General features: G+C 72.9%; 10 protein-coding genes. 7 read left to right on the top strand and 3 right to left on the bottom strand.

Annotation, left to right across the window (positions count from 1 at the left end):
- The first annotated feature begins 889 nt into the window (after positions 1-889).
- The 3 genes from RHODO2019_RS17085 (at position 890) to RHODO2019_RS19230 (ending at position 4,164) form a co-directional block, all read left to right on the top strand.
- On the top strand, positions 890-2,431 hold the full coding sequence (locus RHODO2019_RS17085; protein ID WP_265382902.1) for an ice-binding family protein: 1,542 nt from the start codon (positions 890-892) through the stop codon (positions 2,429-2,431).
- 78 nt (positions 2,432-2,509) lie between these two features.
- Complete coding sequence (locus RHODO2019_RS17080; RefSeq protein WP_265382901.1) at positions 2,510-3,175, top strand: class F sortase; 666 nt, start codon at positions 2,510-2,512, stop codon at positions 3,173-3,175.
- Between the two features lie 224 nt (positions 3,176-3,399).
- Positions 3,400-4,164, top strand: coding sequence for a CAP domain-containing protein (locus tag RHODO2019_RS19230; RefSeq protein ID WP_290428881.1), 765 nt, complete (start codon positions 3,400-3,402; stop codon positions 4,162-4,164).
- Positions 4,165-4,259: 95 nt separating this feature from the next.
- On the opposite strand, the gene RHODO2019_RS17070 is transcribed toward RHODO2019_RS19230, so the two are convergent.
- The gene (locus tag RHODO2019_RS17070) at positions 4,260-5,129 is read right to left on the bottom strand and encodes an SDR family oxidoreductase (protein ID WP_265382900.1); all 870 of its coding nucleotides are present in this window, start codon (positions 5,127-5,129) and stop codon (positions 4,260-4,262) included.
- Positions 5,126-5,548, bottom strand: coding sequence for a nuclear transport factor 2 family protein (locus RHODO2019_RS17065; RefSeq protein WP_265382899.1), 423 nt, complete (start codon positions 5,546-5,548; stop codon positions 5,126-5,128). The genes RHODO2019_RS17070 and RHODO2019_RS17065 overlap by 4 nt, the downstream gene beginning before the upstream one ends.
- A gap of 48 nt (positions 5,549-5,596) precedes the next feature.
- Between RHODO2019_RS17065 and RHODO2019_RS17060 the strand changes: the two genes are divergently transcribed.
- The 4 genes from RHODO2019_RS17060 (at position 5,597) to RHODO2019_RS17040 (ending at position 12,302) form a co-directional block, all read left to right on the top strand.
- Entirely contained in the window at positions 5,597-6,235 is a 639-nt protein-coding gene (locus RHODO2019_RS17060; protein ID WP_265382898.1) for a TetR/AcrR family transcriptional regulator, read from the top strand.
- 144 nt (positions 6,236-6,379) lie between these two features.
- Positions 6,380-9,256: an AfsR/SARP family transcriptional regulator gene (locus RHODO2019_RS17055; protein ID WP_265382897.1), complete on the top strand. Its 2,877-nt coding sequence runs from the start codon at positions 6,380-6,382 to the stop codon at positions 9,254-9,256.
- Positions 9,257-9,356: 100 nt separating this feature from the next.
- Positions 9,357-9,584: a tautomerase family protein gene (locus tag RHODO2019_RS17050; RefSeq protein WP_265382896.1), complete on the top strand. Its 228-nt coding sequence runs from the start codon at positions 9,357-9,359 to the stop codon at positions 9,582-9,584.
- Positions 9,585-9,848: 264 nt separating this feature from the next.
- Entirely contained in the window at positions 9,849-12,302 is a 2,454-nt protein-coding gene (locus tag RHODO2019_RS17040; protein WP_265382895.1) for a protein kinase domain-containing protein, read from the top strand.
- A gap of 15 nt (positions 12,303-12,317) precedes the next feature.
- Here the strand turns inward: RHODO2019_RS17040 and RHODO2019_RS17035 are convergent, their stop codons facing one another.
- Positions 12,318-13,559, bottom strand: coding sequence for an MFS transporter (locus tag RHODO2019_RS17035; RefSeq protein ID WP_265382894.1), 1,242 nt, complete (start codon positions 13,557-13,559; stop codon positions 12,318-12,320).
- Positions 13,560-13,596 lie beyond the last annotated feature (37 nt).

Raw genomic sequence — 13,596 nt, 5'->3', positions numbered from 1 at the left:
TTGTTGGTCACCTGGGCACTGGGGCCGTTGGAAGCTGTCAGCAACGTGTCCGTGGAGAGCGAGACAGCAGCACGAGCGCCGACCGTTGGATCAACAGCCACCAGGACGAGGCTGGTGGCGTAGAGACACGTCTCGTCCGTTGTGCTGCTGTGGTGCTGCTGGACGATGCGCAATCCGCTCCGATGCCTCATGAATGGGGACGTCCGGCGCGGAGTGGTCAGACGATCGCCATCCGTCCGGAAGGTTCGGACGAGGAATCGAGACCAGTCGCCACGAGAACTGTTGCGCACCTCGAGAGGGATGGGGCCCGTGCCGGCGTCGGCGACCTGACCCGCTGCTCGGTTCTCGTTGGCACACCGCCAGCGTCCGCGCGGCGACGGGTATGAGCGGTCAGTCGAGGTTTCGATGATCATGATTGGTTCGGGGGGTGGGGTCCACAGCTGCCGACCGCTGGTCGTCACCCTGCCTTCTCCGGTGGCCATCGGTAACCATTTGTAACCGGAGGGCCTGACCGGGTGCTGACCCTGTGGGGCTACCCGTGGGTAGACGGTGCTCTCCGCGATGGTCGGCGAGGGGTCGGTTCGGCCACCCTGCTGATGTGTTGACCCCGACGGGTGGTACCTGCCGTTTCGCGTAGTACGCAAACCGACCGGTATTACAGTCCGCGATGAGTCAATTACTCACTGATGTGAGCTCGAGCCCGTCCCGCCGGGGCGCTTCACACCTGTCGCCGACCACCCCGCGTCCCCGACTCCGATCCGGCCAGTGGCCCCCTTTGATGTCCCTGCAGTGCCCCCGTTGCGAGGGGGTGGCCGCCGGGGGAAAGCGCACTCTCATGGCACGTCACGCGTTGTTGATCGCCCCCCGCACACCCCGACGGTCCCCGTGGATGGCGGTCTCCGGGCTGGGGGTGGCGCTGTCCAGCGCCCTGCTGGTCGTGGGCCTGGCCTCAGGAGCCGGCGAGGCGTTCGCGGCGCAGCCCACCGTGGGTCTGCTGACCGCGAAATCGTTCGCGGTCCTCGCCGGGTCCACCGTGACCAACACAGGCCCGACGAAGGTCTCGGGCGATCTGGGTGTGTACCCCGGGGCTGCGGTCACCGGTTCCCCTGAGGTGTCCAACGGTTCGATCCACGCGGCTGACGACGTCGCAAGGCAGGCCCAGATCGACCTGACCATCGGCTACAACGACGCCGCCGGGCGCGCCCCAACCGAAACATTGTCGTCGGCAGAGTTGGGAGGGCGGACCCTCGCGCCCGGGGTCTACAAGGAGTCCTCCGCGCTGGGCCTGACCGGCACCGTCACCCTCGACGGGGAGAACAACCCCGATGCGGTGTTCATCTTCCAGGTGGGCTCCACCCTGATCACCGGGTCCAGCAGCAACGTCGCCCTCGTCAGGGGGGCCCAGGCGTGCAACGTGTTCTGGCAGGTCGGCAGCTCCGCCACCCTCGGCACCAGCACCACCTTCGTCGGCTCCGTCCTCGCCCTGACCAGCATCTCCCTCAAAACCGGGGCCACCGTGCAGGGCCGGGTGCTGGCCCGCAACGGGGCCGTCACCCTGGACACCAACACCATCACCCGACCCACCTGCGAGACACAGTCCACGACGACCACCGCAGGCGCCACCACCACCACCGCGGGCGCCACCACCACCACCGCGGGCGCCACCACCACCACCGCGGGCGCCACCACCACCACCGCGGGCGCCACGACGACCACCGCGGGCGCCACCACCACCACCGCGGGTGCCACCACCACCACAGCAGGCGCCACCACCACCACAGCAGGCGCCACCACCACCACAGCAGGCGCCACCACCACCACCGCGACGGCGCCCCCGGTGGTGGGCGGTACGGGCGGTGCCGGTGCGGGCGGTGGCACGGGTACCGGGGCCCCCGTCGGTGGCGGGGGCGCACCGGCGGGCGCAGGTGGCACTGCCGGGTCCGGTGATACCGCCGGGACCGGTGGGGCCGGGGCAGGGGCCGGGTCCGGTGATACCGCCGGGACCGGTGGGGCCGGGGCAGGGGCCGGGTCCGGTGATACCGCCGGGACCGGTGGCGCCGGGGCTGGGGCCGGTGGCGCTGGGGCCGGTGATACCGCTGGGGCCGGTGTCGCTGGCACTGGGGCTGCCAGTGCTGGTGTGCTGGGTGCAAGGGTCAGCCGCGGCAGCGTTGTTGCGGGCTCCGCCGAGGTGGCGGGGGCTGCTGGTGGCAGCTCGGGGGTCGCGGGTGCGCGGACGGCCCGCGCCGTGGTGCCGCTGGGTCACCCGGAGACGGGTGCCGGCGGGGCAGCGAACCGCACCAACACGATGTTGGTCGAGCTGGGCCTGGTGATGTTGGCGGGTTCGGTCCTCGCGATGGGGCTGGCCGTGCGCCAGCGCCGTGAGGTGCTCGCCGCCGAGGACGGGGTGGGCGCGCACCGGGCTCGGCCGTGATCTCGCACCGGGTGCGGCGGTGACGAGGTGAGTCGTCACGCCGCCCCAGTGCCCCGGCGGGGACCACGCCGGTGGTGGGTGACCGGTGTGGTGCTGCTGCTCGCCGCAACGGCGTGTCTGACGGTGGGGCTGCGCGGTGGTGACGCCGCCCTGGCCGCCGTCACCGCCACGACCTCGGGGCAGGTCACCGGCCCGCAGGTCCTCACACCAGCAGCGACGCCACCGTCGGGAGACGCGGCCGCGAGCGCGGTGGGCGCGACGGGTGCCGGGGCTCCGGGGGGGGACGCAGCGGTCCCGGTGACGCTGCGGATCCCAGCGATCGGGGTGGCCACGTCCTTGGGTCGCTTGGGGTTGAACCCCGACCGCACGGTGGAGGTTCCGACCGACTTCGCCCAGGCCGGGTGGTACGGGCTGGGCCCGGTCCCGGGACAGCTGGGGTCCGCGGTCATCCTCGGCCACGTCGACTCCTACCAAGGCCCGGCGGTGTTCTACCGGCTCGGCTCCCTGCGCCCTGGTGACCAGGTCGAGGTCGTCCTGGACGACAGCACGGTCGCCCACTTCGGGGTCACGTCCGTGACGACCTACCCGAAGAGCGAGTTCCCGGCCCAGCTCGTCTACACCCCCCACGGGGGCAGTGCCCTGAACCTGGTCACCTGTGGCGGCGAGTTCGACACCCGCACCCGCAGCTACCTCTCCAACGTCGTCGTCACCACCACCCTCACCGGCCTGACCACCCGCCCCTGACCCCACACCACCCCCTCCCCGAGGTGGGGGAGCTCCGGGGCCGCATCGGGTGACGCACCGCACGCCGAGAGGTACTCGGAGTCACGTTCCACTCGAATGGGAGGGTTGTTCACCCCAACGGGGAACCATTGAGGCGGGTTTGATCACGATGCGCGTGTGACGGTGGGGCCATGAGCACCACAGCACGACCCCGCACCCGGCTTAGAGCACTGCACGTCACGGTCATGGTCAGCCTGGTGGGCCTCGCCGCGGTGGCCTGCGCCCCCGCGGGCACTCCCGCCGCCACCGGCGCACGCGATGCCGCGGTCACCGCCGTGACAGCGCCCAGCACCACCGCGCCCACCGCCGCAGCTCCCGGTCCCAGCGCCCCGACGACGGCCACACCCCTCGTCGCGCCGGAGACCAGCGCCCCGCCGACGGCCACACCCCTCGTCGCACCCGGGCCCACCCCGCCAGTGGCTGCCGCGGCCATCCCCTCAGCCCCCTCAGCCCCCGCCAGCACTCCACCGGCACCGATGGCGGTGGTGCTCCCCGCGGCTGCTCCCGCCGTCACCGCCTCGCCGGGTGACGGCGTCCAGGCGCAGGCCGCCCGCGCACTGTTCGACGCCACCAACAGCTTCCGCCAGCAGAACGGGGTACCCGCCGTGGTCTGGAGCGACGCCCTGCAACGCTCCGCCCACCAGCACAACCTCGCCATGGCCGCGGCCAACCAGATGACGCACCAGGCGCCCGGTGAAGCGAGCTTCGACACCCGCATCAGCGACCAGGGGGTGCCCTGGCTCTCGGTCGGGGAGAACGTCGGGTTCAACACCGATCGAACGGTGGCCGGTGCCCTGGCCCTGCACACCACGATGATCAACGAGGTCGCCCCGAACGACGACCACAAGGTCAACAAGCTCGACCCCTTGTTCACGACCCTCGGCGTTGACGTCTACCTCGACGCCGCGACCGGCAAGCTGTGGTTCACCGAGGACTACGCCCAGATCTAGCCTCGAACCTGCACCCACTGAGTACCCTCCGACGCGGGCCCCGTGCCCTTGACCCACGGTGCTCCTGCGTGGGACCACGACGTTCCCCGGGCTGCTCAGCTCGCGAGTCGGGCGAGCACGGCGGGCAGGGTCTGCCGCGGTGGACCGAGTGGGCCGGGGGTGGGGGCCGGTCCGGTGAGGATCCCCGCGTCCATGGCGAGTGCGGTCCTGTTCTGGCGGGCGAGGGCGGGGCTGATCGGGCGGGCGAGCACAGCCAGGGACCGCAGCAGCAGTCGTGGCAGGTGGCGGGGTGTGCCGTGCCAGCCCTGCGCGGCCTGCAGGGCTCGGGCCAGCTCGGTCATGGTCATCGGCTCACCCGCGATCTCCAGGACGTGCCCGCGAAGGGTCGTGTCGGTGGCTGCGCGGCTGATCGCTGCGGCGACGTCGAGAGCGGAGACGAAGGGGATCGGTTGCTGTCCGCGGCCGAAGATCAGGGGTCGGCCTGACGTGTGGGCTGTCCTGGTGAGGATGTCCAGCCAGGTCTCGAGGAACGCCGACGCGCGCACGATCGTCCACGGTGTCCCGCTGCCGCGCAGGTGCTGCTCGGCACTGTGCTTGGCGCGGAAGAGGTCGAGCGGGCTGTCTGCCGAGGCACCGAGAACTGACACGAGGACGACGCCGACGCCGTTTGCGGTCGCGGCGTCGACGAGGTGGGCGTTGCCCCGCTCGTCGACCTCGACCGGTCCGGCGCCGCGACCGCCGAGGAAGCCGTGCACTGCCGAGACGACGACGGATGCACCTGCCGTGAGCTCGTCGAGGCCCTCCCCGCGACGGACGTCGACACCGACCACCTCGACGGTGTCGCCGAACAGTGCTCGTGCCCGGGTGGTGTCGCGGACCAGGACCCGCACCGTCTCACCCTGGGCGAGGAGGTTGGCGACGACGTGGTGACCCAGCAGGCCGCTGCCACCCGCCACGACGATCACGGCGACGTGCCTGCGCGAACCTGGGCCCGAACGGCGTCATCGGCTGTCGTGCGGGCCTCGTCGACCGGTTCGAGGTAGAAGCGGGCCGAGAGGGCTCGGTCGCCCCGAACACCGAAGACGATGACCCCGCGCATGAGGTGCGGGGTGCCGTCCGCGCGGGTGCCGCTCATCTCCCACTCCGACCACACGTCGGACCCGTCGACGACGTGGCTCAGGACGCGGGCCTGGACGTCGGGAACGAACGTGAAGATCTGCTGCCAGTTGCTGCGGACCTGGTCGGTGCCCTCGAACGCGCGGCTGGGATGGGCGGGCGCGTCGTTGCGGTACTCGGGGTCGAAGCAGTCGACAAGAGCGTCGAGGTCGTGGTCGTTCGTGGCCTGCTGCAGTCGCAGGAGAAATGGAAGCGAGTCGCTGGGCATCTGGCTCTCCGATTTCCGTTACACTGCCCTGTATCGAACATTGCAAGCATGGGACGTGCAGTGACGGACGTCAAGAGGCAGTACGACGGGGCTGCCCGTCGAGCACGGGCCGAGCGGGTGCGGGCGGCGTTGATCGAGGCGGCCCGCGACCTGTTGCTGGGCGAGGGGTACGCAGCCCTGACCATCCCGAAGGTCGCGGTGGCCTGCGGGGTCTCTGCGGAGTCGGTCTACAAGCGCTTCCGGGGCAGGCCGGGCCTGCTCCGCGCTGTGGTGGAGCAGGCGCTGGGAGGTTCCGGCCCGGTCGCCGCCGAGACCCGCTCCGACGCCCTGGACGCCGAGGACCTCCCGGAGCTGCTGCAGGGCTGGGGCCGGCTGGCCACCGAGGTCGCACCGCGGGTGGCCCCGATCCTGCTCCTCGTCCGGGTCGCGGCCGAACACGACCCGGAGCTCGCGGACCTCGCACGGGAGCTCGATGACACGCGGCGGGCCCGGATGGCGGACAACGCGCGCCGCCTCGCCGATGCCGGGCACCTCCCGCCCGGCCTGACCCTCGGGCGGGCCACGGACGTCCTGTGGACCTACAGCTCGCCCGAGGTGTACGACCTGCTCGTGGTGCGCAGCGGGTGGAACCTCGAGCAGTACGCCGCCTTCGTCACAGCCGGACTGGCCGCCCACCTCGGCACCTGAGCTCGACGGCGGCTGGAGCCGTCACTGCGTCGCTGCGCAGGGCGGATGCCTTTCCGGACGGGTGCACGCGTGGGAACATCCGGGGGTGGTTCCACGATCTGTCGGACATGCTCCTCACCACAGGGTGGCGGGGGGTGCGTCGGCGTGAGCGGGGCCACCGTCAGCTTCCGCGTGCTGGGGCCGCTGGAGGTCACGGCCGGGGGGGCGGACCTCTCCCTGGGTGGCCCGAAGCCGCGCGCCGTGCTGGGCGCACTGGTGTTGCAGCGGGGTGTCGTGGTCTCGGTGGAACGGCTGGTGACGGCGGCCTGGGGTCATCAGGCCCCGCCTGACGCGGTGGGGTCCTTGCGGGCGTACGTCTCGCGACTGCGCTCGACGCTGGACAGCGACGCGGCCTGCGGGCCGCGGTACCGGGCGCCGGGGTACGTGCTGGAGGTGCAGGACGACCAGCTCGACTCCGCACAGTTCACGAGCCTGGTGGGACAGGCGCGCACCCTGGCCTCGATCGGGGACCACGCTGCCGCCCTGCGCAGCTGGGACGGGGCCCTGGGTCTGTGGCGGGGGGAGGCACTGGCGGAGTTCGACCCCCTGCTGGTGGACCCCGGTGCGGAGCTGGCCCGGCTGAGCGAGCTGCGGCTCGTCGCGACCGAGGAACGCGCTGAGTCCCTGCTGCGTCTGGGCCGGTCCCGGGCGGCCGTCGTGGAGCTCGAGGCGCTGCTGCGGCGCTGCCCGGGACGCGAGACCGTGGCGGTGCTGCTGATGCGGGCTCTCTACGCGTGCGGACGCCAGGGCGATGCGCTGGCCACCTACGCCGGGTTGCGGCTCCACCTGGTGTCCGAGCTCGGGGTCGAACCCTGCGCGCCGACCCGAGCGGTCCATCGCCAGCTGCTCAACCACGACCCGGACCTGGTTCCGGAACGAGCCTGGGCGGGGTCGATCCTCCCCCGGCGCGGGGCTGACCTCGTGGGCCGCGCGGCGGACTTCTCCGGGGTTGCCGCGGCGCTGTGTCGAGGTCGCCTGGTCACCATCACGGGGGTCGGCGGGGTCGGGAAGTCGAGGCTGGCGGTGGAGGTGGCCCGCCGGGAACGTCCCCGGTTCGCTGACGGGGTGTGGTTGTGCGAGCTGGCGTCCCTCACGACTGGTGTTGGTGTGAGCCTGGCGGTGGCCGCCGAGCTCGGGGTGCACCCGCGGGCCGGCCTCACCGTGGAGGCGGCGCTGGCCGAGTACCTGTCCGACCGGCAGGTGCTGCTGGTCCTGGACAACTGCGAGCACGTGCTGGCCGAGACGGCTGCGCTGCTCGAGCTGCTCATGTCGAGGTGCGGTCGAGCAGTGTTTCTCACGACCAGCCGGGAGGCACTGTCGGTGGGCGGGGAGCAGCTCTGGCCGTTGGTGCCGCTGGACGCGCAGGATGCGGCGGCCCTGTTCGTCCAGCGAGCCCGGGCGAGCCGCCCGCAGCTCCTTCTCGACCCGCGGTCCATGGTGGCGGTGACCGGGATCTGTCGACGCCTCGACGGGCTCCCGCTGGCCATCGAGCTGGCCGCGGCGCGGATGCCGGTGATGAGCGCCGAGGAGGTCCTGGACCGGCTCGGCGACGCGGGGCTGCTCACCGAGGTGTCCAGGACCAGGGAGCGCCGCCACCAGAGCCTCGCGACCACCATCGACTGGTCCTACCAGCTGTTGGACGCGGCGGAACGACGGTTGTTCGTCGGGATGTCGGTCTTCGCCGGGGGCGCCGATCTCGCCGCGGTGCACGCGGTGTGCGGGGAGGCCGGGTCCACCGTGCTGGAGTGCCTCGACCTCGTCACGGCCCTGGTCAGCAAGTCGATGGTCGTGGCCCGGACGGGGCCGGGTCCGACCCGCTTCCGAGTCCTGGAGACGCTGCGGTCCTACGGCATCGACCGGCGGACAGCAGATGACGATCTCGCGCACCGGCACGCGCTGTACTTCGTGAACTTGGCCGAGGCCGCCGCCGGTGGGGTGCAAGGTCGTGACGAGGCCGCGTGGATCGAGCGCACCCTGCCCGACGGGGACAACTTCCGGGTCGCCTTCGAGCACGCGGTCGCCGGCGACGTGGACCTGGCGCTGCGTCTGGTCAGCTCTCTCGCCGAGGTGTCTCAGCTGAGGCTGGGGTTCGAGTCGGCAGGGTGGGCTGAGCGTGCCGTCAGCCTCGCCCCGGCCGACCACCCGTTGTTCGTGGCGGCGTCGGGCGCGGCGGCACGTGGTGCATGGAACGTCGGGGACTTCGACCGGGCCCGAACCCTCGCCCTCCGCGCTGCCGGGCGAGACCCGGCCCGGGGCTCCGCACGGACCGCGTATCCCGCAGACGTGCTGGCCGACATCGCCCTGTACCAGGGAGAGGTCGACCAGGCCCTCGCGCACTACGCGGCGTCGGTGGAGGTCGCACGGGGCGATGGCGATCCCATCCGGCTCGTCTGGACCCTGTACTACGTCGCGGTGTGCCAGGCCGTCCGCCGCGAGCCGACGCGCGGGCTCGCGGCGGCCCAGGAGTGCCTCTCGGTCGCCGACGGCACCGGCAACCCCACGGCCCGCTCCATGGCCCGCTACGCCCTCGGACTCGTTCTCAAGAAGTCCCAACCGCTGCAGGCACTGACCCTGCTCGACGAAGCGGCCGGGCTCGCGGCGTCGGTGCACAACCGGTGGTGGCAGGGCGTCGCTCTGATGGAGGCGGCCGCGACCCGCGCGGTACGGGGAGATCCTCTCCTCGCCGCCCACGACTTCCTCGAGGTGCTCGATCACTGGCAGCGGGTGGGGGATCTGACGCAGCAGTGGCTGAACCTGCGTTACGTCACCCGGCTTCTCGTCCGTCTGGGCGCGCGGGAGGAAGCCCTCGTGCTGCACCACTGCATCACCGCGGCGGGCAAGTCCTCGCCGTTGGACGCCACGAGCGCAGACCGGCTCCTCGCCTCCGGTAGTCCATCGGTGGTCGCGGCAGCCCACGGCCGGGCTCTGCGCGTCACCGACGCGGTGGCCTACGCCAGGGACTCCCTCGTGCGCGCCGTCTGACCCGGTGGCGCGGAGCGTGAGCGGCCGGTGCAACCCGAATGCAACAGCCTCCCCGGACGATGGCGATCCTCACCAGCTCGACCCAACGAGAGGACCGGCCATGCCCTTCATCAACGTCAAGATCATCGAGGGGGTCTTCGACTCCGACCAGAAGCAGCAGATCGTGCGCACCCTGACCGACGCCCTGGTCAGCATCGAGGGCGAGAACATGCGCGGCGTGACCTGGTGCGTGGTCGAGGAGGTGGCCAGCGGAGACTGGGGGATCGGTGGCCAACCGCTCACCACGGCCGACGTCAAGGCGCTGGCCGCCGGGGTGGGAGTCGGGTGAACGACCGCACCCACCGGTAGCAGCACCGGTCGAGGGACAGCCGGCGCGCGAGCGAGGACCGCGAGCTCCTCCTTGCGCAGCCCCGGCACCCGGCGCGGTCCGGGGAACGCATCGATCCCGGCCTGGGCTGGGGTCGGTGCGTCGCGCCGGGAGCGGAGGAACGCCCCGACCGGGCACCACCGGGCCCGATGTGACCGTGCGGGCGGCGGAAGACGCTGATGCCCACCCGTTGGCCGAGGCGCGGCGTGGACGTGCTGGATCCTCGTGTGGGGCGACGACGAGGTGGATGCCTTCGCCGCGGCGTTGCAGCGATCGGGGGAGATGGTGTCCGTCGACGGGGTCGACACCGCGCCCCGGGCGGTGCGCAGCACGGGCGGCGTCCCGGTCGTCACGGACGGGCCGTACCTCGACGCCGAGGAGAACGTCGGCTCCTTCTCCGTCCTCGACCCGGTGGACGAGGCGCGGGCGCTGGAGGTCGTCCAGGACTACCCGTGCCTGCGGCTGTTCCACGGCGGTGGCCTCGAGGTCTGGCCGCTGGCGGGGTCGGGCCGGGTCGGATCGTTCTGCTCGGCCGGGCCATCGTGGGGCACGATCACGCGGCGGGGTCACGGTGGTCACCGGTTCGACGGACCCCCCAGGTCTCCGTCCTCCAGCGGGAGCGGTGGACGTCACGGGTGCGGGACGGCTCCGGAGCCGGTGCAGACGACACGAGGAGTGGTTGACGTGAGCGAACCGGGCGGGACCCCCGTGGGGGTCGGGACGCTGGTCGGTGCCCGCTACCGCCTCGAGGAGAGGATCGGTGGCGGTGCGATGGGCACCGTGTGGACGGCCACGGACGAACGGCTGAAGCGGGTGGTCGCAGTCAAGCAGGTGCTGACACCGCCGGGGGCCACCGCGGAGCAGGTCGTGGAGCAGCGCGAGCTCGCCCTGAGGGAGGGTCGCATCGCCGCACGCGTGAACAACGTGCACGCCATCGCCGTCTACGACGTCGCGGTGGATGCCGGGGAGCCGTGGCTGGTGATGGAGCACCTGCCCTCGAGCGACCTGGCTGCGGTGATCGCCGCCGAGATGGTCCTGCCCGTCACCCAGGCCGCACAGATCGGTGCCCAGGTCGCCGACGCCATGGTCGACGTCCACGCCGCCGGGATCCTGCACCGCGACATCAAGCCGGCCAACGTGCTCGTCGGAGAGGGCGGCGACGGCGACGGGATCGTCAAGCTCACCGACTTCGGCATCGCCCACGCCGACGGCGACCCGCGCCTCACCGACGACGGCACGCTCACCGGGACCCCCGCCTACTTCGCCCCCGAGGTCGCCCGCGGAGCGCCCTCCACCACCGCCAGCGACGTGTTCTCCCTCGGCGCCACCCTGTTCGCCTGCCTGGAGGGTGCACCACCGTTCGGGCGCGACGACGACCACTACGTGATGCTGCGCCGGGTGGCCGCCGGTGTCACCGACCCGATGACCCGCGCAGGGGCCGCCGAGCCGCTCCTGGCCCGCATGCTCGCTCCCGACCCCGCCGACCGCCCCACGATGGCCCAGGTGCGCGACGAGCTCGCCGGGCTCGCCGCCGGGCGCCCCGACGCCGTGCCCGAGGTGCTCGCCGCCCGCACCAGGCTGGTTCCCCTGAGCCACGTCGCCGCCGGTCTCGGCGCCGCGGCCGCCGTCGGCGCCGCTGTCGGGGCCGCGTCGTCGGTGGGGTCCGCCAGCAGCACCATCGCCGCCGCCGGGGCGGACGCGGCAGTAGTCGGTGGGGCGGACGCGGCAGTGGTCGGTGGGGCCGACGCGGCAGTGGTCGGTGGGGCCGACGCGGCAGTGGTCGGTGGGGCCGACGCTGCTGCTGCCCCCGCCGCGGCCGCGGCTGCCGCACCCGAGGTGGCACCTGCCGGTGCTGCCACCACCGCGCTGACCACCACCACCGCCGCGAAGGCCGGGGGTTTCGCGGTGCTGCTGTCCAAGCCGGTGCTCATCGCGGCGAGCGTCGGCGCGGTGGTCCTGGCCGGCGGTGGGGCCGTCGCGGTGCTCAGTGGCTCCTCGGGCACCGCACCGTCCGCGGCGGCCCCGACCAGCTCCACGCAGCCGGCCCCGACCTCGTCCGTCGTGACGACCCCGGCCGGTGCCGAACAGGCAGTGCGCGCCCTGCTGGCACGCCTGCCCACCGACCCCGCCGGAGCACTCACCTCCGCCGGACCCTCGCTGCAGGGGGTCGGACCCGCCACGGTCGCCGCCTACTTCCAGAAGGGCACCTCCTGGGAGGTCGTGAACCTCAGCGTGCAGGACGGGGGCACCGTCACCACCGAGCTGCTCACCACCCTGCGCGACGGGTCCACCACGACCAGGCAGGTGGTGTTCACGGTGACCACGACCGCCGCCCCGACGGCCGGTGCGGCCACCGGCACCGTCTCCACCCCGCCGTCACCAACACCAGGAACCGCCTCCGTTCGACCCGGTCAAAGTCCACCCGCGGGCACCCCCACCCCCGCCGCACTCGTCGTCGACTCCACCCAGCTCGCCGCCCTGCTGACCGCCGGACCCCCCACGACAGCGCCATCCAGCTCGAGCACCGCCGCACCACCAGCCACGGGAGCCGCCACCGGCACTGCTCCCGGCTCGGCGAGCCCGAGCCCTGCGATCACGCCGACGACCATCCCCAGCTCGGCTCCAGCACCGTCCACCCAGACCGCGACGACCACGCCCGCCGCCACGACGCAGCCATAGCTGTGGCCGTGGCCGTCAGGCCTCGCCGACCTCGGGTGGTTCACCGCCGGCTCGGGCGAGCAGCAGGACGAGAGCCACCGCGGTGAGGGCCGCGCCGGTGAGCGCGAGGCCGGGTGGGGTGGTGACGAGCAGCTCACGGGCGCCGAGGAGGGCGCCACCGGCGATCCCTATGTTGAAGGCCGTGTTGACGACGGCAGGGGCGGCGTCGGGGGCCTGCGCCGCGGCGCGCAGTGCGACCGCCTGGATGAGGGTGGGTAGCGTGCCGAAGGCGAAGCCCCAGGCCAGGACGGCGACGGTGCCGGGGGCACCGTGGGGGGCCAGACCGAGGATGAGCAGGCAGGTGGTGGTGAGCGCGGTCGCGGCCTGCAGCCCTCGCCGCGGGTGGCGGTCGACGACGGCTCCGGACACGACGAGGCCGAGGATGCCGGCGGCTCCGTAGCCGAGCAGGACCAGGCTCACGCCGGTGACGCTGACCCCGGCGTGGCGCAGCAGGGGACTGACGTAGGTGAAGGGTGTGTAGTGGCCCAGGGTGAGCACCACGGTCACGGCCGCGGCGGCGAGCAGGGGGCGGGTACGGACCGCCGCGAGGACCGGCTGCTGCGCGGACCGGGCGGGCGGCGGCTGCGTCGGCAGGACCAGCGCGGTGAGCACCGCGAACACGACCATGGCGATCGCGCAGGCGGCGAAGGCCCAGCGCCAGCCGATCGCGGTGCCGACGGCGGTGCCGAGCGGGACGCCGAGAGCCAGGGCGGCGGCGGTGCCCGCGCCGACGAGCGCGATCGCCCGACCCTGCCTGCCGGCCGGTGCGACGCTGACGGCCGCGGCGAACACCACGGAGAAGAACCCGGCGTGGGCCAGGCCGCCCAGCAGCCTGGCGACGAGGGCGATCCAGTAGGCACCGGCGGTGGCCATGACGGCGTTGCTCAGCGCGTACGTCACCAGCAGGGTGCAGAGCACGGTGCGCCGGGGCCAGCGGACGACGACCGCGGCCAGCGGGATGGACCCGAGCACCACGACGCCGGCGTAGGCCGACACGAGCAGCCCCACGCGGGACTCGCTGGTGTGCAGGCCCGCGCTGATCACCGGGAGCAGCCCGACCGGCAGCACCTCCGTGGTGATCGCGGTGAACACCGCCGCGGCCAGCACCACCAGCACGGTCACCGGGAGGGCCTCGGCCCCCGTGCCTGACGTCGGGGCGGCCACCGCCGGTCCGAGCGGGCCCGTGCGGGCCGGTTGGCCGTCCATCCGTCCCGGCATGGCCCAGACCGTAGGCCACGAGCCGTGCAGCTCGTGG

The sequence above is a fragment of the Rhodococcus antarcticus genome, from assembly GCF_026153295.1.
GTDB lineage: Bacteria > Actinomycetota > Actinomycetes > Mycobacteriales > Mycobacteriaceae > Rhodococcus_D > Rhodococcus_D antarcticus.
The sequence above is the reverse complement of the archived record's forward strand: the minus strand, read 5'-3'. Positions and strand labels throughout refer to the sequence as shown.

What these genes read in the sequence shown, in the direction of transcription:
- RHODO2019_RS17085 (WP_265382902.1), top strand. Translation starts at nt 890, where the DNA reads ATGGCGGTCTCCGGGCTGGGGGTGGCGCTGTCCAGCGCCCTGCTGGTC.
- RHODO2019_RS19230 (WP_290428881.1), top strand. Translation starts at nt 3,400, where the DNA reads ATGGTCAGCCTGGTGGGCCTCGCCGCGGTGGCCTGCGCCCCCGCGGGC.
- RHODO2019_RS17065 (WP_265382899.1), bottom strand. Translation starts at nt 5,548, where the DNA reads ATGCCCAGCGACTCGCTTCCATTTCTCCTGCGACTGCAGCAGGCCACG.
- RHODO2019_RS17060 (WP_265382898.1), top strand. Translation starts at nt 5,597, where the DNA reads ATGGGACGTGCAGTGACGGACGTCAAGAGGCAGTACGACGGGGCTGCC.
- RHODO2019_RS17050 (WP_265382896.1), top strand. Translation starts at nt 9,357, where the DNA reads ATGCCCTTCATCAACGTCAAGATCATCGAGGGGGTCTTCGACTCCGAC.
- RHODO2019_RS17035 (WP_265382894.1), bottom strand. Translation starts at nt 13,559, where the DNA reads ATGCCGGGACGGATGGACGGCCAACCGGCCCGCACGGGCCCGCTCGGA.